Below are 24,124 nucleotides of genomic sequence, written 5' to 3'. Positions count from 1 at the left end.
TGATATAATTACATAAATTGAAACTTAAATCATATAAATATCTAAAGAAAGGATTTAAAAATATGAGTATGGAATTTATAAAAAAAATACCTACAGCACAGGAAATTATACAAGAAATGCCTCTGCCAAATCATATTAAGGAAATTAAAAAAAATAGAGATATTGAAATAAAAAAAATTTTTCAAAATGAAGATGACAAATTTCTTCTTATAATAGGACCCTGTTCTGCAGATAACGAAGATTCTGTTTGCGAATACATTGGAAAGCTTGCAAAAGTTCAAGAAAAAGTAAAGGATTGTATTATCATTATACCTAGAATATATACAAATAAGCCAAGAACCACTGGTGAAGGATATAAAGGAATGGCTCATCAACCAGATCTACATAAAAAGCCAGATTTAGTTGAAGGAATAAGAGCAATTAGAAGGATGCATATAAAAGCGTTAAGTGAATATCATATGCCTGCTGCTGATGAAATGCTGTATCCTGAAAATTATAAATATCTTTCAGATATGTTAAGTTATCATGCAGTTGGAGCTCGTTCAGTAGAAGATCAACAGCATAGATTTACTGTAAGCGGTATTGATATGCCTGTAGGAATGAAAAATCCTACCAGTGGAGATATCCATGTAATGTTAAATTCTATTAAAGCGGCACAGCTTGGACATTCTTTTATTTATGATGGTTGGGAGATTAAAACAAGTGGAAACCCTCTTGCACATGCTGTTTTAAGAGGAGCAGTAGATTCTTATGGAAGAAACATTCCAAATTATCATTATGAAAACTTGACTTACCTTGCCAGCGAATATGAAAAACAAGGGTTATTAAATCCTGCTATTATTGTAGATACAAATCATGCAAATTCAATGAAGCTTTATAAGGAGCAGCCAAGAATTGCAAGAGAAGTATTAATGAGTAGGAAATATAATTCTACACTTAAAAAATTAATTAAGGGATTTATGATTGAAAGCTATCTTGTAGGAGGTAGACAAGACGTAAATGATAATATTTATGGAAAATCCATAACAGATCCATGTCTAGGCTGGGAGGATACAGAAAATTTAATTTACTATATTGCTGAAAACGTGTAAATTTACAATAGATGAATTTATTTGGACAGACGTGAAACCTAAGCTGAAACTAAAAGTACCTCACACCTTAAGTTTCATGTCTATATTACTTTTAACCCCTGACTCTACCACCATGTACTACCTTGCCAACTACACTGCCTAATTTTCCCTTTTCTTCCTCATTGTTAATGTTCAAAGCCCAGAACACAGGAAATCTTTCACTGATTTCTGTCTTAATTATCTCTGGTGCTGCAAAGGCTATAATTTGAAAATTAAGCTTGTTTGCAATAGTAAATATGGGGTCCAATACATGAGCTCCAGAAGCCTTCCCAAAAGGATTATCCAGCATCAATACAGTCCAGGGATTTTCATTTCCTAAGGTCTTCTTCTTATAATTCATAAGCATCATGATTACAAAAGTATTTATGGATAACGTCTGTCCCCCACTGCCCTCTGGAGCATCTCCTTCTCCTGAATTTACAGCTTCCCAGGTAGCATAATGATAATTCATTGGTTTTGCATATAAAAATTCATTTTTTTCTGTCATTTTATATACTTCTAGTTTAGGATATTTTCCTCTAAGTGATTTTGAAAATATACTTTTGTCACTCATAAGTTTTTCTAATGTTTTATTATCCAGGTTATCAAAATCCACCTTTTTCTCTTCCAATTTTTCAATACACTGAATAAAGTACTCATTTAATAATACTTTAATATCCTCTTCTTCCTTTGGAAGGAATTCTTCTCCTTTAAGTCTTACAAGCTTAAAAGCATAGTTATTTTCATTAACATATACCATTTTATTAACCATTTCTTTTAAACACTCTGATATCTTAATGGCTTGCCTTGAAGCCCTTGAAACCCACTGCTCCCTTGCTGCTTCTGCCTCAAGCTTATCATTTTTTATTTGGTTCATTTCTCTTTCAGCATGTTCCTTCATACTTTTAAAGGAATCTCTATTATTTATAAAATTACCTACATTAGTCTTTTCACCTATAAGCTCTTTAATCTTATGCTTTAAGATCTCGTCTTTTATGTTATTTTCTAAAGCTTCCATAAAGTTCTCAAAATTCTTCTCTGCATTTATAGTATGATTTTTTATGCTTCCCCTTACAGACTTATACTCCTGTATCCATTTTGTAACTTCATTTTTTTCATTGTCTTTTATTTTATCCATATCATATTCCGAAGTCTTACCCTTGGATAAGTCAATGTCTTCCAGGTATTTAATTTCTGAAATACAATTATTTATGTTTATATTCCTTAATTCTAATTTCTTTAGAATATCTTGTGTATGGCCTAAATAATTATCATTATCCAATATATCAGCCTTTAACCTAAATTCCTTTTCCTTCAAATCCACTCCATCCCATATTTGTACAGCCCTTTTGTGATTTTCAAGTATCTTCTCTGATTGTTTCTTAATCTCTTTACTTATCTGTTTTATAAGTCCTTCCATTGTCTTTACTCTGGCATATTTTTCAACTGCCAGACCATCTTTCAATTTCAACTTTCTGTCAACATTGTCAAATTCAATTTGGGCAGTTTCTAAGGATATACTTTCCACCTTATATCTTTTCCAATTTAAATCTATTTTTTCAAGTTCCTTTATCTGTTGTGCTATGCTCTCACCAACTTCTCTAACGGTATCTTTTAACAAAGTAATCTTATAATTTTTATCTTCAAATTTTGCACTTACTATTTTTCTTTTAGAAATAACTGAAAATATGGCATCTTCCTTATAACTTTCATAATCTGGGGCTGCAGCATGCTGCCAGGTATCACCTGAATCTGTCTCTTTAAATCTGGCTTCTTCTATTACTCCATTTATATCCTTTAATTTTTCCTCCAACTTAATTTTCCAGGATTCATAATTCAAAATTTCATCTTTTATATTTCTATCTGAATTTTCTCTTTCCAGCTCCTTTTCTTCAAGCTGTACCACTATACCATCTAACTTTTCCTTTTCCTCTTTTTCTTCCTTTAACTTCTTATCTATTTCTATTTTTAAATCTATAAATTCCTTCAGCTTTTGAATTTGAACTGATATGTTCCCAATATTTTCTTCAATACTTTCCTTATTTGTTTTATTTATATTAAGACTTTCCAGTGCATTATTTATGCTTACTTCGACAGCACTTATTTCACCCAAAGCTTTACTAATATTAAGCTCCATTTCTTTAAGACTTTGTTCTAAAGAAAAAGAACTCTGATCCTTAAGCATATTATTACTATCATTTATAATTTTATCTATTTTTCTAATAGAACCTTCCACTATATTAATGGTTTCTTTAGTTCCAGTTTCGTTTCTACTTAAGCTTTCCTTCCACAGTTCATAAGCTTCACTGCTTTCTACAAATTTTAAAGCCTTATGCTGCACTAATTCATAGTTAACAGCTTTAACCTCCTGCATTTCTGTACGAATGTAAATTGGAACTGCAGCCCTTAACATAATGTCCTTTTCCAAATTATTATCTATAGTTTCCCATTCCTTACTATTTGATATAACTAAACCAAAAGGCAGCATAGGAAAATTTATTAACTGACTTTTTCTCTGCTTCTCAGAAAGAGCTCTTAAAAATTGTGTACCATAAATAACCTTTATTCCCAAAGCTTCTATTTTAGCTTTTATGCTGCTGATATCATTATTTGCTATCCAATATTCTTCAGTATTTAAGCTTAAATCAATGCTGTTTTCCCATAAATTTTTATAAAGTTCCTTCAGCTGAAAATTTTTTTCTTCCTTAAGCTCTGTTATTTTAAAAATAATATTTTGGAGCCAAGTTTCTGAATATGTCTCTGCTAAAGGGTCTATCTTACAAAGTTCTAAAATTCTTTCATAAAGATGCTCCTCTTCTAACTTTTGCTTATCATACTTTTCTCCAAGTATTTTTTTATCCTTTTCATACTGTTTAAGTTCCATTTCAAATTTAACTTTTTTAAGCTTAAGGGAACTTATTTCATCTTCCAGTTTTTTGCACTTTCTATTCAAACTAACTAATTTTGCATTTTCTTTTGCATTTTCTTTCTCAATATCTTCTAGCAATAATTCTGGATAAACTATTCTAAAAGGATTGAATTCAATTCCTAACTCTTTTTCCCTTCTGTCAAATTTTTCTTTTCTATTTTCAATGTCCTTTAAGTTAACTTGTATATTTTGTTCCTTCTCATTCAAATTCTTTATATCAATTTTTAACTTTAATTCTTTATCCTTTAAAAAAGCTTCATAAGCTTTGTGCTGTTTAGCTGTATTACTCCAATTTTCTTCTGTAAGCTTCCATCTATCTTTAATTTGTTCTTCCAGCTTATCCATTTCCTGCTTTATATCTTTTAAATCCACAGCATTCATAAGACCCGCTATTTCTTCAATCAAATTTTTCTTTTTGTTTAAGCTCTTTTCCATTGGAATAATAAGTTTATTTATTTCATATCTTTTTCTTTCTTCCTTTAAATCTTCCATTTCACCATTTATATAATCAAGTTTTCTCTGTTCTTCCTGCTTTTCTTCTTCATAATCATTTTTTGTCCTAATATTCTTTACATACTCTAAATTGTCTTTTTCAAATTGAAGTTCTAAAGCTTTGTTTTCTGTGTTGTGCTTTTCTTTTTCCCAGGTTTTTATTTCATTTAGTATGTTGATTTGAATACTATTTAAGCTGCAGTACAAGTTATTTCCTTCTATAATACAGTTGTTTCTCCTATTTCCATAAGTTATTCCAAGATCTGCATCTGCTATTAAAGGATTTAACATGGAAGAAATATTTTTGTAATCAGCTTCTCTATTTATAAGCACAGGAAGGTTTTTGGTTATAGAAATATTACTTTTAAACATGTCCTTAAGTACATTTTTATTTTCTTCAAATTGATTGTTAAGATTTTCAGAAATAGCTGGGATTATGTATTCATCAAAAATTCCTTTATTATCTTTAGCTTTTGAAAAGTAATCTCCAACTCCGCCTTCCACTTTGTTTATACGCTTTAAAATAGACCATTCTGAACGATATATACCCTGTCCTGCTAGATACTGATAATATTCAGAATTCGTACTTCTTGAATCCGATTCTAAAAATTTTCTAAAATCTCTTTTATTACTTGAAAGAAATTTCTCTAAATCTTCATAGCTTAATACCTCTTTTTCATTACTTGAGTAAAGTGGTATATTCTCTACTGTATATGGGCTATTTAAAAAATGTTCATGGGTATATAAAAAATATTTTACTCCTATTCTTTCCTCTTCTTTTTCCTCTTCCTTATTGGCCACTTTTTTTACTGCAGTAATACATATACCTGTTATCAACCATCTATCCGGTATTGTATCCAGTTTCCATTCCAACACTACATGAAAGGTATAAGGACTAAATTGGTTATTTCTATTTAAAAACATACCTAAAATTTTATTTCCATCATTTTTACCCCATCTTGTGTTTGGAAGCATTATCTGTGATATAAGCTGCATTATTACCCCTTTACCACTTCCATTATTAAAAGTAAACAAGGTATGATTCGGTTCTCCTTGCTTGGTTAAATCAAAAATAGTATTTTCATGGCACTTTTTAAAATTATCATACTTATTTCCTACTATTCTAATTTTACTTATTCTGGGCATTACTATTTTCCTCCTTTGCAGCTTCTATAAGTTCCATAAATTCTCTATATCTATCCTGGTTGTGATATACTTTATCCAATCTTTCATACAATTCCATTTTAGGGGTAATCTTAAGTTCTTTAGTATTATTATAAATAAGCTTTTGATCTGCTAAAGGCTTTAAAGATTTGTAAATAAAACCAAATCTGTTATCTGAAGTATTTACTACATCAATAGTCCCCTTAGTTTTGCTATTTTTCATTGGTGAAAAATCTTTAGTCCATACTTCATAAATTTCCTTAAGTGCTATACCAAATTCTTCACTAAAGCCTTCCTCTTTCTTGTCTCTAGACATCCATGAGTTTATAACACCATTTACTAAATCCTCCAATTTAGCATAGGATATTCCTTCTTCTTCCCATCTAATTCTTATATTAATTTCTTTATCTACTTCTGATAAAAATACACATATTATTAAATTAGCTAGATAGAAGTATTTCTTATTTTTTAATCCTTTATACTTTTCCTTCATTTGAGTGTAGGAATTTGCAAAAATAGATCCATTTGCTGAAGAAACTAAGTGAAGATTTTCCATAGTTTCTATTATTATAAGGTCTGCTTCCGCTGCCATAGTTTTTACTATTTGCCTCATTTCATTATCATTTGAATATTCTTCTGCGAGAGGCTCCTTTATAGATATGATATTTTCTTTCAAAAGCATAAAAAATAATGCTGAAGCCTTTTGTATATTTTCTGTAGTATATGCCATATAAATCCTCCAAATAACTAAAAATCACTTGATATATATTTTATAAGGTGATATAAACAAACTTCCAAGGTTTAAAGGTTTCTTTTCTTCCTCTAATTTTGAAACAATAGTGCTGCCAATAAGTTTTTTATACTTTTCATCTTTATTACATAACTTATCAAACAAAATCATTCTCTCATCCATCTCTTTAAATTCTTCGCTTATTTGACCAAAGGTTAATTCTGTAAGAACAAACATCATAAATATTTCTGTATTCTTTTTTTGACTAAGCCAGAGTTCTTGAAGAAAAACATCCATATTACCTAATTCAGTAATGCTAAAACCCTTTCCCTCTAAAAACCTATCAAAAATAGGCTGCCATAATTCTAATATGAGCTCCCAATCAACTTTTTTCTTATTTATATACTCTGTTTCTTCCTCTCTATTATAGGGTTCTTTAAATTCTTCTTCATTTTCCCTTACTGACTGCTGCTCCTGCCATGCCCAATCCAAGGGATATATAAAATCTAATTTCGGAGATAAAAGAGGTGTCACAAGATTTTCTAGATAATCAAAGCTTGGAAGTCCATTTTTAACCACTACATTTTGCCATATGTCTTTTTTAAAGGATACCTTTGAAGTTATCCAAAAGCTTTCTGGATAATTTACTCTTATTTTTACCTCATAAGCCATATTATCCACCACTATCTTAGCAAGCAAATTATGAAGTACCCTGGCTTTTTCTACTTCTTCAAAAAGTTTTTCTCCTTCACTTATTTTGTCACTTGGAAAACTTTCCAATCTATTTTTCCAGGACATCATCTCTTCAAAAGTCTTTTTTTCATCTTCAAATTGATTTTTTATTTCCTCATCTGTTTTCTTCCTATCTCTTTTCGTATCAAAAAATATTACTTGAGGATTTCTAATTATATCCTGTCTATAATCCATTTCTTTCTTTATTAACCTTCTCACTCTCCCAATCAAATTATTTACACTGCTTAAAGCTTTATTAAAATTTCCGCTTTTAATCAACTGCAGGGTATAAAATTGTTCCACATCAAAGCCAAATTCCTCCAGCATTTCTCTTGTTATAAATATTATTTTCTGTGCTTCTTCAGTAAGCATGTATACCGTACTGCCGCCCTGTTCCCATCTGGAATGTTCTCTATCTGGCGTTAAATATCTAAATTTATATACTTCATGTTCTCCAGTTTCTTCATTGTATATCAATGAGCTAAATGGATCTTGCCTGTCTGGATCTTTATACCAAAGTACCCCATCCACCATTCTCTTTATATTTTTGTCTGAAGCAGAAATTTTCATTTTCCTTAAAATATCTTCTACAATGTATATCATATCATTACGGGTTCTATTGGTGTTTTCAGTAATTTCCCTTCTAAATATACTTAACAAAAGATATAAGGCAATTTCATGGGCATAATTATTTAACTCTCCTACGTCCATTCCTGTGCCAAGCAATCTTATGGCGTTGATCTTTTTTAATCTATCATTCATACCACTTTCCACTAAATCCATTAATTATACTGCTCCTTCCAGCTTCAGCAAGTATTCATAGGTAATAAATTCCTGAGGTACTCTACAATTTTCTTTCCATAGTTTCTCTATATAAGGGGTATATTGTCCATAATTTTTTTCTTTAAATTCCTCTAAAATACTTTTTAGGCATTCTTCATTTTTTTGCTGATCTTTACTTGGATATTTTTTCTCCAATTTTATAAGTTCTACATAAGCTTTTACAAGTAAACTTATATCAACATCCCTGTATTTATCCTTTAAAGCTGTATATATAAAATAACCCTCAGGATCCATGTCTCCAAAGTAATATACTTTAATATGCTTTCTTTCTGCAATTTCATCTATAAAAGAAAAGCTCTTTATTATTTTCTTTCCATAACCAAAAATAAGGGCATCCGGCTTTATATTAAATATATTTATTCCCTCTTGTACTGTTTTTTTAAAGGAAAAGAAAGTAGAATGATTTTCTAAAATTATTATAGTTTTAATTTCACGAACTCCTCTATTCCAATATATAAAAGGTTCACCATATTCTTTAGCTTTTATATCCTGAAGATTTAAACCAAGCCTTTGGAGCACCTTATTGTCCTTTTTTCCTCTATCATTATCCGTCAAAAACTTTTCATCTTCAAAAAGTTCAAGGCACCTTTCTTCTACACTAGCCCAGGATCTGTTTTCCTTTTCTTTTAAAAATTTATATATATTTTTTATGTATGTCCATTCTTTCTTCGTTTGATATTCAGGATGCCTATTATAGGTTTTAAAATCTAATATATCAGAATATTTAATGATATCTTCGTCCTTCCATAAAGCTTCAGGCTTTGTACTAACTAAAGTCCACCTAAGCTTCATTGGAAGTTGTGCTCTGTTACTTTCTGACCTTGCAATTTCTCTTACAACTTTATCTTTTTTTAATCTTTGCATTTTATTGTAAAAAGTCTTATATCCACCAAGTTCATAATAATTACTTTGTCCACCACATTTTTCTATAATAAAATTTTCCAAATCGCAAATTTCAAATTTCTTGTTGTTTTTACATTCATTTTTGAAAAACAATTTTATAAATTTATCCATTTTGTATCACCATTTTACTATTTTTATTATATTTTATCACAAAAGCATAACCATAATATGATATTTTACATAGTATTGAATTTTAACGTTTATAAAAGCTAAAGTGCTGTACAATACACTTTAGCTTTTTGATCTGCTATTTCAATACTTACTTCATTTCTTTCTACTCAATTTTCTTTTTCATTTCATTCTTTAACGCCGGTCTCCTATTGTTTCGGTTTATGAAATCAATATAATAGGTTAAGGACTCCTCTTCTTTGTTTAATTTTCAATTATTCTTTCAAAGTATTAATTTATTACTACAATCATATTTATATGAATTTTGAACTGTTATTCAACTTATCATCTTTTACAATTAATTTATCTTCAGCAATATCAATAATTATTTTAGAAGCTTTTAGCAAATCTAGACCTAATAACCCATTCACTCTATCCTGTGGATCTATCTCTCCAAAATCAATCCTCATGTTGTCTATAGGCATTTCACCAATGCCTACCCTATCTATTCTTTTTCTTAAAGAACTACACTTACCACCACCTAAAGCATAAGCATTTACAATTTCATCATCTACTGCTACTTCCGTATCTATCTCTTCAAGAAATGCTGGGGATATTATGGTATGATATGCACCTGTATCTACTATAACATCTTCCACTAAAACTTCTTTTCCGTCATGACAAAGAAACAAATTTGTATATAATAGTCCATTCTTATATTTCAAATCAACCATTTACATTTTACCTCTTATACCAATATATTTAACTAACTGAATTTCAACTCTATTTTTAACTGTACTATACACATATTGACCAATTTTGCATTTTAAATGTTCCCTCATAGCTTCTTTTCCATCTTTAATAGGTTTAATAAAGGCAACCTCATCTACTATTTCCTTGTCTTCTTCGATATGAGATTCCACTATCTCAAACTTTACAAAAGTATTAGGATATTGATTTCTTACATCTTCCCATTTCATAATATCAACTCCCGTACAATTGTATTTTTCTAAATTTTAGCATACTAAAATATTTATATAAAGATATTTTTTATACTTTCTCGCCAACAAAAACATCCGCTAGGATAAGATGTACTTTAAGCAACAATCTCAATTAATCTTGTTTCTATATTATCCCACTTCATATTTAAATTTACTGTACATACCTTCAATACATGATTTTCCATAGTATAAGTTAAATCTAAGTCTCTATTTACCTTTGAATGCCTCAACTCTTTTTATAAAAGTTCCTAACAAAATTTTCAAAGAGATATGCCATTTTTCTTTCATCCTCCAAAAAGTTATAGAACCCTGATTCTTTGCCTTTTTCATCCATTAACATATTATCATTAATAAGCTTACATTATACAAAAATAATGGGTATAGATTTGGTTTTTACACAAATCTATACCCATTTTCATTTCAACTCTAGGTGATGTCATAGGGCATTTTGACAATAAACATTTGATACAAATAATCAAGTTTATAATAGCTTGCCATCAAATTATCTAACGTGATATAAACCAAGTTAGTAAAGATGCCAGCACAAATATCATTATCTCTAGTATATAATATTTGATATCTCCTTGTTTAATTATTTTTTTCTCCATTATTACCCTCCTCTGCAAAATAACATAATTGTTGATTTTATATATTTTTTCGACAATTTATATTTTTATAATACTATGAGTTGAATAAAGATGCAAAGGAAGAAAAGAATAAAAATTCCTTTAATTCCTCCTTAGAAAGCTTGCTCTATATCTTTTTCAGTATAATTATTAAAATTCTCTATATGCAAAATAATTCCGTTTCTATTATTTAGATTTTCTTTTTATTTTAAATTATTATATGATACTGCTATTTCTCCTATATTAGAGTTCACTTTCATATCTAAGGGCAATCCATTTACAGCTTCAGCAACAATGTGTTTGCTCTTATTTATTTCCTCTATCAAACCGGCCATAAATACTTGATATAAAGACAAAATAAAAAGAACTATAAGGAATTTAATAAAAAATTCACTTATAGTTCTTATATAGTAGAGCACATAATAATCTAAGTTGCACCATTATAGATAACATACATCACCTTATTATGATATTTCCACCACAATAAAGCAAGTCACTACCAATAATCATGTTTTCCTCGACTACATAAAATATCTACACAACTATATATAACCTCTCGGCTATATATAACCATCTCAACACCTCATATAATTTTAGCTCGACCCTATATCATAAGTTGGAACCTTAATATAATCAACTTTAATCAACTATATTAAAGCTTTTCCCCACAATATAGAATCTTCCCTCTGACTATATATAAGCTATTTATACAATAACCTATATACAATCGTCGGCCGACTTACACATACCTCTAATTGAAGCACATATAAATCTTGACTCAACTGTTATATACCCTATGCTATTATAGTAACCTTTTTGTCTTTATTATATACTGGTAATTTTTGATTAAATTTAAACAAAATTTTTTTCAAACTCCCATTAACCTTTTAAAAGTTAATGGGAATCTTTTAATTACTTACCAATTACTTGATAGATTTGTTGTTGAACATTCTTATCTACTACACCCTCTCCACCAAATATGGTTGCTCCAGATAACTTTCTATCTTTTAAATATAATTTTCCGTTATCTGACAATCCTGTGTTAACTAGAACGATTGGGGCATTGTGCTTTCCAGCATATATGCTTCCGGCAAGTGCATCTGGAAAATCATTACCGGATGCTATGCATGCTTCATTTCCAGCTAACTTAAAATACTTTCCTACTTCAAGAGAAGTTTCATAACGATCTGATCCACCTATTCTTGTAATATTTGACTTCTCTATTGGTATAACCTGTGCAATAGTATTTTCAACTTCTGGGTCTATTGATCCCTGCAATCCTATAATAAATACTTTAGTTGGATTTATAGTTGAAATTTCTTTCTTTATTGTATCTGGAATTTCATTTCTTCTAACTAATAAAATAGGATATTGGTTTACTGCTGCTGTACTGCTTATTGAAACTGCATCTGCATAATTTTCTCCCGAAACTACAACTACAGGAGTTTCTTTATTTACATTTAATTTTTCCGCTATCTTTTCTGAGGTTTCATATCTGTCTGCTCCACCTAGTCTTGTAATATTCTTAAAACCATTAGCTGTAACTTTATCTTCAAATTCTTTGCTTACTGCTCCGTTTCCTCCAAGTATATAAACCGAACCTGTATTATCCATGCAGGATTTAATATAAGCTAGTACTTTTTGCTGATCTTCATCCGTGCTTCCTACAAGCAGCATTGGTGCATTTAGTTTGTATGCTAGTACACTTCCTGACAAAGCATCTGGGTAATTTTGTGCTGAAGCAATTACTACATTTGAAATTTTCCCTGGATAAGTTGCCTTTGCAATCTCTAAAGCTGTATCTATCCTATTTTGTCCGGACAAACGCTGTACTCCTGTTACTTTACTTGAATCATCTTCTTTATTCATTCTTATATCCCATTTTACGATTTCCTGTTCTACAGAAATTGTAGGACTTACATATTTATAGTACCCATCTTTATTTACTACTACGTAGTAATCTGAATTTGGAAATACCATAAATCCATAGGCTCCGTTACTATCGCTTATTTGTGGATTCTTGTTATTATTAGGTTTAAATCCATCTATGCCAGGAAGTGGTACTTCTGTATCTGCTTTCTTCCCTGCAGCTTTATTTCTATCAGTGTTTGCATAATATACTGTTACATTTGCTCCTTCTATAGGTTTTCCTGTAGATACATCTGTTATTATTCCATAAGGGTCAATCAACTTACTTTGTAAGCCTACTTTTCCGTCTGTTCCAACCTTAACTTCCATGGTTCCAATAACAATCTTCTGCCCATTTCCTAAATCATAAGTTAAATTAAAATTGTTAGTTGTTCCCTTTGCTAAGTTTTCAACTTTAACTGTTCCGTCAGTTGCAATTGTAACTGGTGTTCCTTTATCTGTGGTAATACTTAATTTTGAAACATCTGTTAAATCACTTACAGTTCCGTCTGGTGTTTTTAATGCTGCTACCTCTGAAGCCTTCATTGAAACTGTACTATTACCCTTACTATCAGTTGTTACTTTAGCTGATATACCAGAAACTTGAGTCCCTGTCTTACCATCTACTACAGATCCTGTAACAGTAGTTTGAGATGAAGTATTTCCTGATGAACTACTGGAGCTTCCGCCGCTATGAGAATCTGGGATTGGTGTAAAAGCTAAATCAAAATCACTTTCTGTACTGCCCGGAATCATTCTTATACTTACATTATATCTTCCTGAAGTAATAGTGCTTCCAGCTGCAGTAATAGGACTTGATATAGTAACCGGGAGTATCACGCCGGCTATCAAATTTTCATTGGTTATGTTAGTCTTTGGAAATTCTCCACTTATACTTTTGCTTCCTTTGCTTATAGTTACATTAACTTTATCTGTATTTATTGAATTAACATCACTTAATAGAGCATCTCTTGTTCCATTTGGAAGTTTAAAGTGATATCCGCCTGTCATATTTGGTGTTACATCTAAGTTATTTACTGTTTCTACTGGTTTTCCTGTAACCTGTACTAAAAATGAATTTCCAGATGGAGGTGTGCATGCTTCTACCTTATATGTTTTTCCATTTGTCAAGCCTATTATTTCTGTTCCTGCCAATGCTGCTGCATCTGATTCATTATCTGATAATGTTCCATCTGCTTTCACATACTTAACTGCTCCATCTACTGTTACCTTGTATTTGCTTCCTTTAGTTAAGCCTGTTATCTTGCTGTCTCCTGCAACTGCTTCACTTACTGAACCAGTTGCTACTGTTACTGAACCTGTTTGACTTGGTACATAGACTTCTATTTTGTATGTCTTTCCATTGGTCAAGCCTATTATTTCTGTTCCTGTTAATGCTGCTGCATCTGCTTCATTGTCTGATAGTGTTCCATCTGCTTTTACATATTTTACTGCTCCGTCTACTGTTACCTTGTATTTGTTTCCTTTAGTTAAGCCTGTTATCTTGCTGTCTCCTGGTACTACTCCACTTACTGAACCTTCTGCTACTGTTACTGTACTTCCTGGAGTTTGTTCTGGTGCTGGAAGATTTACTGGACTGCTAGTTATCTGTGTACAACTTGCAGCATTAAATGCTAGCTGTGTTCCTGTAACTGCTGCTGAATTAGATGTACCAAGGTCAGTGAAATTTACAATTCCTGCCTTTGCTGCTACTGCTGCAGTTCCAGTTAACGTCCATGTTCCAGTATCATTTTTAGATGCTGTTACTTGTGTTGAGTTATCGTTTGTACATATGTTTAAATATTTATCCTTAAGAGTTACTTGAGGCTGCTTTGCAAACTGTCCTCCATTTGAAGAAGGTGCTGTAATATCCTGAGTTAAACTCATTGATGTTACTGCCGCTGGCACTGGTGTTATTGTAATAGGTTCTGTTATTGGCGTATCTACTCCTTCTACGGTAAATACTATATCTTGTGCTGCTGCATTATTAAGTGTCAAGTTTGCATAAGCTACACCCTGTTCAAAGTAGAAACCCAGTGTTGTAGAATCTGCTGCTAAGCTTCCTACTGGATTAATTTCACTTAAAATACTACCAAGTCCAACACCACAGCCAATAACTGGCATACCTAATGAAGCTATAGGACATTGCGAAAATTTCCCATAACTGCCATCTGGTGCTGCTCTGTAACCTGATACTGTAACGTTCTTTAAATCATTAAACTGAGTATCTATATTTCCATGTGAATCTTTCGCAGTTAATACAATTTGGTCATTTTCTCCTGCTGTTGGATTTGATTTTGTTACAGATACTTGTATTGATTCTGGTGCCGGTGCTGGTGATACAACTACCTCTACTGTTGCTGTATAGTTTCCAGTATTTTTATAGCCTGCTGGTATTGTTCCTAAAGTTGCAGTAAAAGTATAGCTTCCTGCTACATTAGGATTATAGTGATCTGTGTTCACCCATGTACTTACTGGTACAGTCACTGCACTATTGTTTGCCTTTACTGTTTTGGGTAGTGCTTTTATTACATCTGATGCATTTGAATAAGTTGTACTTCCTACATTTCCTGCTGATACATCATTTATTTTATCAAAACTTGTTATTTCCGTCGCTGCTGGTGCCGAATTAAACTGTTTAACTGTTATCTTTTCACTACCACCTCTATATACATATGCTGCATATAAATTATCATTTTTATCAATAGCTGCACTAATATCACTTATCATTCCTTCTGAAAATCCTGCAGTTCCTACAATTTTCCAGCTAGTTCCATCATACTTTTTTACCAATGCTCCCATATATGAACTCGAAACACTTGAATCTGTATTATGTGTATTATCTGTATCAATATATGATAAATAAAGATTATCCTTGCTATCAAAAACTATGTTTCCATTCCATGATCTAGATCCTAATAGTGAATCAGCTCCTACATCTATCCAATTACTTCCATCATATTTGTTTACATGCACATAACTCTTATCATCAGAAATTGTATAAGATAAATAAGGAGTACCTTTACTATCAAAAGCTAAACTATTATAAAAGTTTTGACCAGTGGTAAAATCCTGGTTTCCAAGATATCCCCAGCTAGTCCCATTATATGCCTTTACAGATCCTTTTAAGGCATTACTGTCCATATATGCTACATATGGATAATTATTTTTAGGATTTATAGCCATATAAGCGTTACAAATTTGACTCGATGAAACTCCTCCTTCTGCTCCAACAAATTGCCAGCTAGTCCCATTATATTTTTTTACAGAAGCTTGATAGTTTTTGCTATGATCATCATATAATATATAAGGAGCATCATTTTTATCAATAGCTAAACTAACATAACTAACATAATTATAAGTACCTGTATATATGCTATCACTTGCTACATCTTGCCAAGTTCCTGAAGAAAATTTCTTTACACTAATACAACCATATCCGATGCCATTATCCTTATATGCAACGTAGACTACATCATTACTGTCTATACATATATTTAAATTATCAGCTTGACCAGCTGAAAAATCTGGATCTCCTACATTTTCCCAGCTTGTTCCATTAAACTTTTTTACTGTTATTTTGCTGCCATTTGTAGTATCATCATATGCTACATAGCAATTGCCATGACTGTCTGTAGCCATCTTAACACTAGTAGCCGCCCCTGAAAATTCTGCAGTTCCTACGGTGTTCCAAGTATCCGCAGCCAAAGCTTTCGTGCCGGTAAAAAACTGTACTAATAAAAGTAGTACTGCACTAATAGAAACTACTTTTAAAAAGGATCTTTTTTTTACTTTCATATTTTATTACCTCTTTTCTCTATTTATTAGACCTTCATAACATATTATATAAAACATTGATTGTCCTACTCTTGGTCCATCCGTATAACAAAAGAATATTTTAATATTATATATTTTATTTTACAATATTCCAGTAAAAGAAAAGTAAAAGATTTTTAGTTCTTTCGTGTTATAAAAATGAAACCCTCTTCCTTCGTCACAGAAATAAGCGATTCACACAAAATCATAGATTTTGGTCCTCTGCTTAAATATAAATGAGGTATTAGAATCAATCTAATACCTCATTTTTCCGATCGCTACCATTGCTAATATCCCCCATCGCACTCTGTGAAAGCGACTATCACCAAATCAAAGATTTTGGATATCTGCTTTTCTTCAAAGTGGGGGATAAGCACTGCTACGCGCCTGGATAAGTTCTTCTAAGGTTCAGATGGAGAAAAGGTATTCCTTATAAGAAAACTCCACCTGAACCTAAGAATCACTTGATATTCACTAAACTTAATTAAAAGCCATTTATAAGTTTTCTATACAAATCTATCACAGCTGGTTCTGGACATATATCTAATTCCCTTTTTAACATTTTTACATAGCCTTCATAATGTTTCATTAATAATTTTTTATTCTTTTGTGCTGCAAATACCTTCATAAAAAGATAATTTGCCTCTTCCTGAAGCGGACTAATTTTAATTATCTTTTTTAAAATATAAGAAGCTTGTTCCATGTTACCATTATCGAAATAATATTTTCCTAGTTTTTTGGCTAAACTTAAATATTGATTTAAATATTTTTCTCTTTCTGACATACTCCAATAATAGGATCTATCTCCTAGTAGATCTCCTACATACATTTTCTCTACATTTAATGCTTCCTGAAGATTTGATGCATCTATTTTTTCAAGTTTCTGAATTTTTTCTCTAAAGTCCATGAAGTCCACATAAAAATCACTACATTCTAGCTTATAAGCTCCATTACTTGATGTAAGCAGTAATTTTAAGCCATGGTGTTCAATCACTTTCCTAATTTGATAAACAGCAGTTTTTAGATAGTTTTCAGCATTTTTTAAAGGCATGCCAGGAAATATATCTTCTATAACTATATTCTTTGGCACTTTCCTTCCTTCCTTTAAAAGAAGATATGCAAAAAGCTCCATACTCTTAGTAGAAAGCCATTTTACAGTGCCTAAGCTTTGGCTGCTTACATCTATACCTCCAAAAAGATAAACTGAAATATTTTTTTCTTTTGATAACGCTTTTTCAACTAATACTGATCTTTTTTTCAATGCCCTACTTATAGTACGCTGTAACCGCTCTGATAAAACTGGTTTTACAATATAGTCAAAGGCACATATATCAAAAGCTTCCACAGCATATTCTCTATAAGATGTAATAAATACAATATCAATTATTGAATTTGCTTTTTTTATTTTCTTAGCCAACTCAACTCCATTTTCTCCTGGCATATTTATATCCAAAAACACCATATCTATACTGAATTCTTTTAGAAATTCCAATACATTGCTTGAACTATTAAATGTATTTATTACCTCCACTTCTGGAATTTTATTAAAAATCCTTTTAAGGATAAGAAGCATAGCTTTATCATCATCAATAATAATAACCCTCATATTTATCCAACCCCCAACCTATTTAAGCTTTTAAGCACTTTTACCTGATAAAATTGTAAAACCAAAAGTACTTCCCTTGCCTACACTGCTTTGAGCCCATATTTTACCGTTATTTTTTTCAATAAGCTCCTTACAAACCATTAATCCAATTCCTGTTCCTTTTTCCCCTGAAGTACCAAAAGTAGTGTTACGACTAAAATTACTAACTCAACTTTCGCACATAAAAATTAAGGCGAAAGCCTTCAGAATAAACACATAAAGCAAAAAAACATTCCTTTTGGTATAATAGAATTGCTAAAAACACCACACCAAAGAAAGGAATGTTTCTTATGAATACTATTATATCAAATGATACTACTGATAAACAATTTAATTTTACTATAAATAGATTTTTTAAAGACAACAAAATTGGACATATACTTAGGCAATGCAATTTTTCTAAAGAAAAAGGATTTTCATGTATTAAAATATTTCAATATATTTTTATGCTTGTTTTTACTGGAAAAAACTTATTTAGAAACTTGGAGTCTGGAAAAAATAATCAATTTTCAAAGGATACTGTATATAGATTTCTTAATTCACCAAACTTTAATTGGAGAAAGTTTTTGTTTTTACTTTCTTCATCAATCATAAAAAATATTATTGTACCACTTACTTCAAAAGATAGAGTTAATGTACTTGTAGTTGATGACTCTTTATACAGTAGGTGCAGGAGCAAATCTGTTGAACTTCTTGCAAGAGTTCATGACCATGTTGAACATAAATATGTCAAAGGCTTTCGCCTTCTCACCCTTGGTTGGTCAGATGGCAATACTTTTTTACCTCTTGCTTTCACTCTGCTTTCTTCCGAAAAGGAGAAAAACAGACTTTGTCCTGAAAACCACAATATTGATAAAAGAACCAATGGTTCTAAACTTCGTAAGGAGGCTGTTTTAAAGTCACCTGAGGTTATGATTAGTTTACTTAAACAAGTTTCAAAATATGCTATTCCTGCATCATATGTTCTTTTTGACAGTTGGTTTACGTACCCAAAAACTCTTATACAGATTTTAGAACTCAAACTTAATACTATTGCTATGGTCAAAGCAATGCCAAGGGTTTACTACAATTACAACGGTAAGTTATTGAACCTTAAAAATCTCTATGCTAATTTAAGAAAAAAGCGTGGTAAGGCAAAAATTCTTTCTTCTGTTATTGTAGGTATTGGCTCTGACAAAAATAGTAATGAGGTAAAAGCAAAAATTGTATTTGTAAGAGATAGAAACAGAAGTAGAAAATGGCTTGCTTTAATTTCTACAAATATATCCTTAGATGACAATGAGATAATAAGAATTTATGGAAAACGCTGGGATATAGAGGTTTTCTTTAAAATGAACAAGTCTTTTCTAAAACTCGCTAAAGAGTTTCAAGGGCGTTCTTATGATTCCATGGTTTCACATACTTCTATAGTTTTTACCAGATACATTATGCTTACTTTAGAGAGCCGTAAGAATAATGACGTTAGAACTATTGGTGGTTTTTTTTATCAATGCTGTGATGAACTTCAAGATATCCAATTTTGTGAAGTAATGAATATTATTATAGATATTCTAAAAAGTGTATTAACTGAAAAACTTCTTCTTTCAAAGAACGTTATTGACTCAATAATAGATAGTTTTATTGCTGCTTTGCCTTGTTATATCAAGGAGAAATTAGTCTTTTTGTCCTGCGAAAGTTGAGTTACTAAATAATTTTTCTACCTTCTCTTCTTCCATTCCTACACCATTATCACTGACGGCTACATTAACTATTCCTTCAAATTCTTGCGCTGATATTTTTATATTTCCACCACTATTAGTAAACTTTATTGCATTAGAAAATAGGTTTCTTAACACAATTTCAATCATATCTCTATCTACACAAACAACAACCTTGTCCGATATTTCATAGGATATACTTATTTTCTTTAACTCCGCATTTTGTATTAAAGGAGTTATAGAATTTTTGACTATATCCAATAGTGTCCATGAAAGATTATTGCAGGTCATCCCATCCATTTGACTTCTAAACCATTGAAGTACATTTTCAACCATCTCATATGTACTTTTGCTATTCTCCTTAATCTGATATAGTATTTCTTTATTTTCTTCTCTGTAAATATCATCCTCATCTTCTAAAAGATCTAACAAACTTAATAAAACACCTAGCGGAGATTTAATATCATGGGAAACTATAGTGAATAGTTTATCCTTAAATGCATTGAGCTCAGATAACTTTTCACGCTGCAGCTCAATTTCAGTAATGTCATTTAGAATTAGTATCTTCCCTATGATTTCGCCAGTATTTTCATATATCTTGCTAATATTGATCTTATAATATCTTAACTGATGTTTATCTTTTATACTTATTAAACTTTCATTATTAGAAGTACTATTTAAAGCTTCTAGTATTGTTTTATATTCCTTAAATACCTCATCAATTTTTTTGCCTCCTGCTTCTATATCCTTCAATTCTGAAATGATATTTTTTGACGAGTTGTTAAAATTAACTATATTATTTTCAGGATCTAATATTATAACCCCATCCAACATATTGGAAAAGACTTTCTCCAGTGCTATTGGCGTAAGTTTTAAAAACTTAAATTTTAATACAGCAAAGCTATACATTATTGCGGAAATAGAAAGTGCAAGTGGAGCTAAATCCACATCAAAGTGAAGTAATCCAAAAATATAAATAATATCTGAAATCCACGGAATTATCCAAGCTATTATTAAAAGTAATATCTGTTTTCTTATAATTGTTACTGCCTTTAAATAAGCTTTTATAAAAATTATTAAACCTATAGCCATTAGTACATAGTTATACACAGTATGTACCCAATACCAGGGACCATGTATTACTTCTAAAATTGGAAAAATCCCATCATTGTTCATATACATTTTTTTATAAAACAAATGATGAAAATCATTTGTATAATTCACTATTAATATAATAACAGGCATAATATATAATAACATCAAAGTTCTCTTTTTAACTTTTTCTTTATACCCAGTAAAATTAAGTGCAAACATTAACCATAGTACGCCTAGAAAAGCCCCTCCTAAATATTCTACTTTAACCCAAAACTTTATCCACTCAATGTTTGTACATAATATTTCACATGCATATCCAAATGCATAAATTGATACAGGAAACAAAGATGCCGCCACATATTGCTTGTCTCTTTTCCATGAAAGGCATCCTATAAAGCCCATCACTAATGCTGATATTAATAATACCAAACTAAAAAAATAGTTTACCTTCAAAAACATCACATCTCTTTTCCCTTACAAGATTATAAGCTTTATCCAGATAACAAAATCCATAAACGTCTTTGAAACATTCTATACTTTTTATTTTGCTGGCTAATTATTGCAAATATGTAAACTTATTAACTTAATTGTTACATTTATTTAATAATACAACATTTAATACACCTGATTCAAGAAATTATTTTGCATTTTAATATTTAACAATATTTCCAGCAAATTAAAGACGCCAACTCACTGATTACAATAAGTTGGCGTTATGTCATATCTTTATCTGATGTCTATTTAACATCTTATTAAATTTTTCATACTTTTCGTTTGCTTAATAGCTCTTCCAGTAAAGCTTTCCTTTGAGTCAATAACATCTTTCAAAGTGCCTTCTACAATAACTTTACCCCCATCTTTTCCGCCTTCTGGCCCCATATCTACTATCCATCCTGCTGCTTTTATAACATTCAAATTATGTTCTATAACTATAAGAGTATGTCCTGCTCTAAGAAGTTTATCAAAAATAACAAGCAGCTGGGATACATCATGAAAATGCAGTCCATTTGTAGGCTCGTCAAAGATATATACAGTCTTTCCTTTAGCTTTTCTGCTGAGTTCCTTTGCAAGTTTTACTCTTTGAGCCTCTCCTCCACTTAAGGTTGTGGCACTTTGACCAAGCTTGATATATCCAAGTCCTACTTCTTTTAAAACTTCAAGAACTAAATGTATATCTTTGTAATCTTTAAAGAATTCTGATGCCTCATTTGCATCCATGTCCAGCACATCAGCAATGTTCTTTCCATTGATCTCATTTTTAAGCACTTCTTCTTTAAATCTCCTGCCTCCACATTCATCACACTCTATCCATACATCTGGTAAAAAATGCATTTCTATTTTTATCTGACCTTGTCCTTCACAACAAGGGCATCTTCCTTTTACTGAGTTAAAGCTGAAATAATCAAAGCCCATATGGTGCTCCTTAGCATATTTTGTATTTGCAAAAACTTTTCGTATTTTATCAAACACTCCTATATAGGTAGCTGGATTAGATCTTGGAGTTCTTCCTATAGGCTCCTGTGAAACATTTATGACCTTATCTAAGTCTTCATATCCTAAAATTTCGCTGTAATGTTCTACTTTATTATCCGCTTTATTTAATAAATTTTCTAAGACAGGTTTTAAAGTTCTGCTTATTAAGCTGCTTTTTCCACTGCCACTGACTCCTGTTACAACATTTAATGTATTTAACCTGAAGTTTGCTGTAACGCTTCTTAAATTATTTAAGTTTGCACCTTTTATTGTAAGGAATCTATTACTTTCTAAATTGTTATACATAGTATCATTGACTTTTAAAGTTTTACTCAAATATTTTCCTGTTAGTGAATTGCTATTATTTTTAATAGCATCTAAACTTCCCTGTGCTATTATTTCTCCACCTAAAACCCCTGCATAAGGTCCTATATCTACAATATAATCTGCATGCTTAATTATTTCTTCATCATGTTCTACAACAATTACTGTATTTCCCTTATCTCTTAACTTTAAAAGTGTGCTTACTAAATTTTCTAAATCCCGTGGATGCAGTCCTGTTGATGGCTCATCTAAAACATAAGTTATACCTGTAATCTCACTGCTAAGCTGGGCAGCCAGCCTCACCCTCTGGCCTTCACCTCCAGATAAGGTAGGTGCACTCCTGTTTAAAGATAAATAATGAAGACCAACATCATTTAAAAAAGATAATCTTTTATATATCTCCAAAATTATTTCCTTTGACATCTTGAATATAGAATTCGGAGCATGTTCATATACATCTTTGATAAAGCTTAAAGCTTCTCTCACAGACATATCTGAAACCTCCGATATTGTTCTTTTTCTTATCCTGACGCTATTTGCTTCTTTTGATAGCTTTGTACCCTTACAGACACTGCAAGTATTGAAGCTCATAAATTGTGCATACTTTTTTCTTGTTACCTCGGAATCTGTTTCATAATAAAGTCTAGTTAACTCCGTAACAATTCCTTTAACCGGTTTAAGTGTAGTTTTACCTCCCATTATAGATGGATACTTTAGCTTTTCTTCTCCTGAACCATACAGTATTATATCTTGAAAACTCTTAGGTAAATCTCTCCAGGGTGTTTCAATATCTAAATTATAATGATCAAATACAATATCTAAAGGCCCTGTTGGCCATGTAGTTTTACTATTTTCTCTAAGATTTCCAAACCAATTAATAGCACCATCTAAAATGCTTAAACTTTCATCACCAATTAAAAGCTTTAAATCAACTTCCTGCGTAACACCAAGCCCCTTACAACGAGGACACATTCCCTGAGGAGTATTAGAACTGAAATGTGCTGACATGAGAGGTTTAATAAAGGTATGACAGTTAGGGCATTCACTTTTGCTATTTTTATAAAGCAGTGTTTTTATTTCTGTTTTACAGTTTTCACAGGTTCTAATCCCTATTCTGGAATATAAAAGACGCAGGTAATCAGAAATTTCCGTCAAGGTTCCAACGGTAGAGCGTGGATTGCTGCTTACACTTTTTTGCTCTATGGCAAGAGATGGGGTTAAGCCTGAAATATATTCAACCTTTGGCCTTTCAATTTTTCCCACACTTCTTTTTGCAAAGGTGGATAAACCTTTAATAAATCTTCGTTGTGCTTCAGCATGTATTATATCGAATACTAAAGTAGATTTACCGCTTCCACTGACTCCAGTAAATACAATGAGTTTATTCTTGGGTAGTTTCAAAGAAACGTTTTTAAGATTATGATGCTTTGCACCTTTTATAACAATCATATTATCTTCAGATTCTTCATTAATACTTTCATTTATTATAAGTTCTCTAAGCTTAGTACTCATATTACACCTCTTTCAAA

At 31.1% G+C, this 24,124-nt stretch carries 13 protein-coding genes; 2 read left to right on the top strand and 11 right to left on the bottom strand.

Going from position 1 to position 24,124, the window contains the following annotated elements; all coding sequences use genetic code 11:
* The first annotated feature begins 62 nt into the window (after positions 1 to 62).
* Positions 63 to 1,091, top strand: coding sequence for a 3-deoxy-7-phosphoheptulonate synthase (locus tag B5S50_RS18845; RefSeq protein ID WP_065078314.1), 1,029 nt, complete (start codon positions 63 to 65; stop codon positions 1,089 to 1,091).
* Between the two features lie 91 nt (positions 1,092 to 1,182).
* Here the strand turns inward: B5S50_RS18845 and B5S50_RS18840 are convergent, their stop codons facing one another.
* The 9 genes from B5S50_RS18840 to B5S50_RS18800 all read right to left on the bottom strand — a co-directional run bounded on the left by B5S50_RS18840 (position 1,183) and on the right by B5S50_RS18800 (position 18,108).
* The gene (locus B5S50_RS18840; RefSeq protein ID WP_217302549.1) at positions 1,183 to 5,676 is read right to left on the bottom strand and encodes a hypothetical protein; all 4,494 of its coding nucleotides are present in this window, start codon (positions 5,674 to 5,676) and stop codon (positions 1,183 to 1,185) included.
* On the bottom strand, positions 5,660 to 6,424 hold the full coding sequence (locus B5S50_RS18835; protein WP_217302548.1) for a DUF6063 family protein: 765 nt from the start codon (positions 6,422 to 6,424) through the stop codon (positions 5,660 to 5,662). The genes B5S50_RS18840 and B5S50_RS18835 overlap by 17 nt, the downstream gene beginning before the upstream one ends.
* Positions 6,425 to 6,448: 24 nt before the next feature.
* Positions 6,449 to 7,939: a hypothetical protein gene (locus B5S50_RS18830; RefSeq protein ID WP_217302547.1), complete on the bottom strand. Its 1,491-nt coding sequence runs from the start codon at positions 7,937 to 7,939 to the stop codon at positions 6,449 to 6,451.
* A 3-nt stretch (positions 7,940 to 7,942) separates the two neighbouring features.
* Positions 7,943 to 9,013: a Wadjet anti-phage system protein JetD domain-containing protein gene (locus B5S50_RS18825; protein WP_217302546.1), complete on the bottom strand. Its 1,071-nt coding sequence runs from the start codon at positions 9,011 to 9,013 to the stop codon at positions 7,943 to 7,945.
* 311 nt (positions 9,014 to 9,324) lie between these two features.
* Complete coding sequence (locus B5S50_RS18820; RefSeq protein ID WP_217302545.1) at positions 9,325 to 9,744, bottom strand: retropepsin-like aspartic protease; 420 nt, start codon at positions 9,742 to 9,744, stop codon at positions 9,325 to 9,327.
* Positions 9,745 to 9,990 carry a hypothetical protein gene (locus B5S50_RS18815; RefSeq protein WP_217302544.1) on the bottom strand — a complete coding sequence of 82 codons (246 nt, stop codon included), beginning with the start codon at positions 9,988 to 9,990 and terminating at the stop codon, positions 9,745 to 9,747.
* A gap of 1,559 nt (positions 9,991 to 11,549) precedes the next feature.
* Positions 11,550 to 16,343, bottom strand: a complete 4,794-nt coding sequence (locus B5S50_RS18810) for a cell wall-binding repeat-containing protein (protein ID WP_217302543.1) — start codon at positions 16,341 to 16,343, stop codon at positions 11,550 to 11,552.
* 502 nt (positions 16,344 to 16,845) lie between these two features.
* Positions 16,846 to 17,967 carry a response regulator gene (locus tag B5S50_RS18805; RefSeq protein ID WP_217302542.1) on the bottom strand — a complete coding sequence of 374 codons (1,122 nt, stop codon included), beginning with the start codon at positions 17,965 to 17,967 and terminating at the stop codon, positions 16,846 to 16,848.
* A gap of 30 nt (positions 17,968 to 17,997) precedes the next feature.
* Positions 17,998 to 18,108 (bottom strand): cell wall metabolism sensor histidine kinase WalK, encoded by a 111-nt coding sequence (locus B5S50_RS18800; protein WP_217302541.1) that lies wholly within the window; start codon positions 18,106 to 18,108, stop codon positions 17,998 to 18,000.
* A gap of 188 nt (positions 18,109 to 18,296) precedes the next feature.
* On the opposite strand from B5S50_RS18800, the gene B5S50_RS18795 reads away from it, so the two are divergent.
* Positions 18,297 to 19,685 carry a transposase gene (locus B5S50_RS18795; RefSeq protein ID WP_217302540.1) on the top strand — a complete coding sequence of 463 codons (1,389 nt, stop codon included), beginning with the start codon at positions 18,297 to 18,299 and terminating at the stop codon, positions 19,683 to 19,685.
* Here B5S50_RS18795 and B5S50_RS18790 read toward each other — a convergent pair.
* Together B5S50_RS18790 and uvrA are read right to left on the bottom strand one after the other, a co-directional pair.
* Positions 19,659 to 21,251: a histidine kinase N-terminal 7TM domain-containing protein gene (locus tag B5S50_RS18790; RefSeq protein WP_217302539.1), complete on the bottom strand. Its 1,593-nt coding sequence runs from the start codon at positions 21,249 to 21,251 to the stop codon at positions 19,659 to 19,661. The genes B5S50_RS18795 and B5S50_RS18790 overlap by 27 nt on opposite strands.
* Positions 21,252 to 21,539: 288 nt before the next feature.
* The gene (uvrA, locus tag B5S50_RS18785) at positions 21,540 to 24,107 is read right to left on the bottom strand and encodes an excinuclease ABC subunit UvrA (RefSeq protein ID WP_254306622.1); all 2,568 of its coding nucleotides are present in this window, start codon (positions 24,105 to 24,107) and stop codon (positions 21,540 to 21,542) included.
* Positions 24,108 to 24,124: the final 17 nt, after the last annotated feature.

Source organism: Clostridium sp. 001, from assembly GCF_019056555.1.
Lineage (GTDB): Bacteria > Bacillota > Clostridia > Clostridiales > Clostridiaceae > Clostridium_B > Clostridium_B ragsdalei.
The sequence above is the reverse complement of the archived record's forward strand: the minus strand, read 5'-3'. Positions and strand labels throughout refer to the sequence as shown.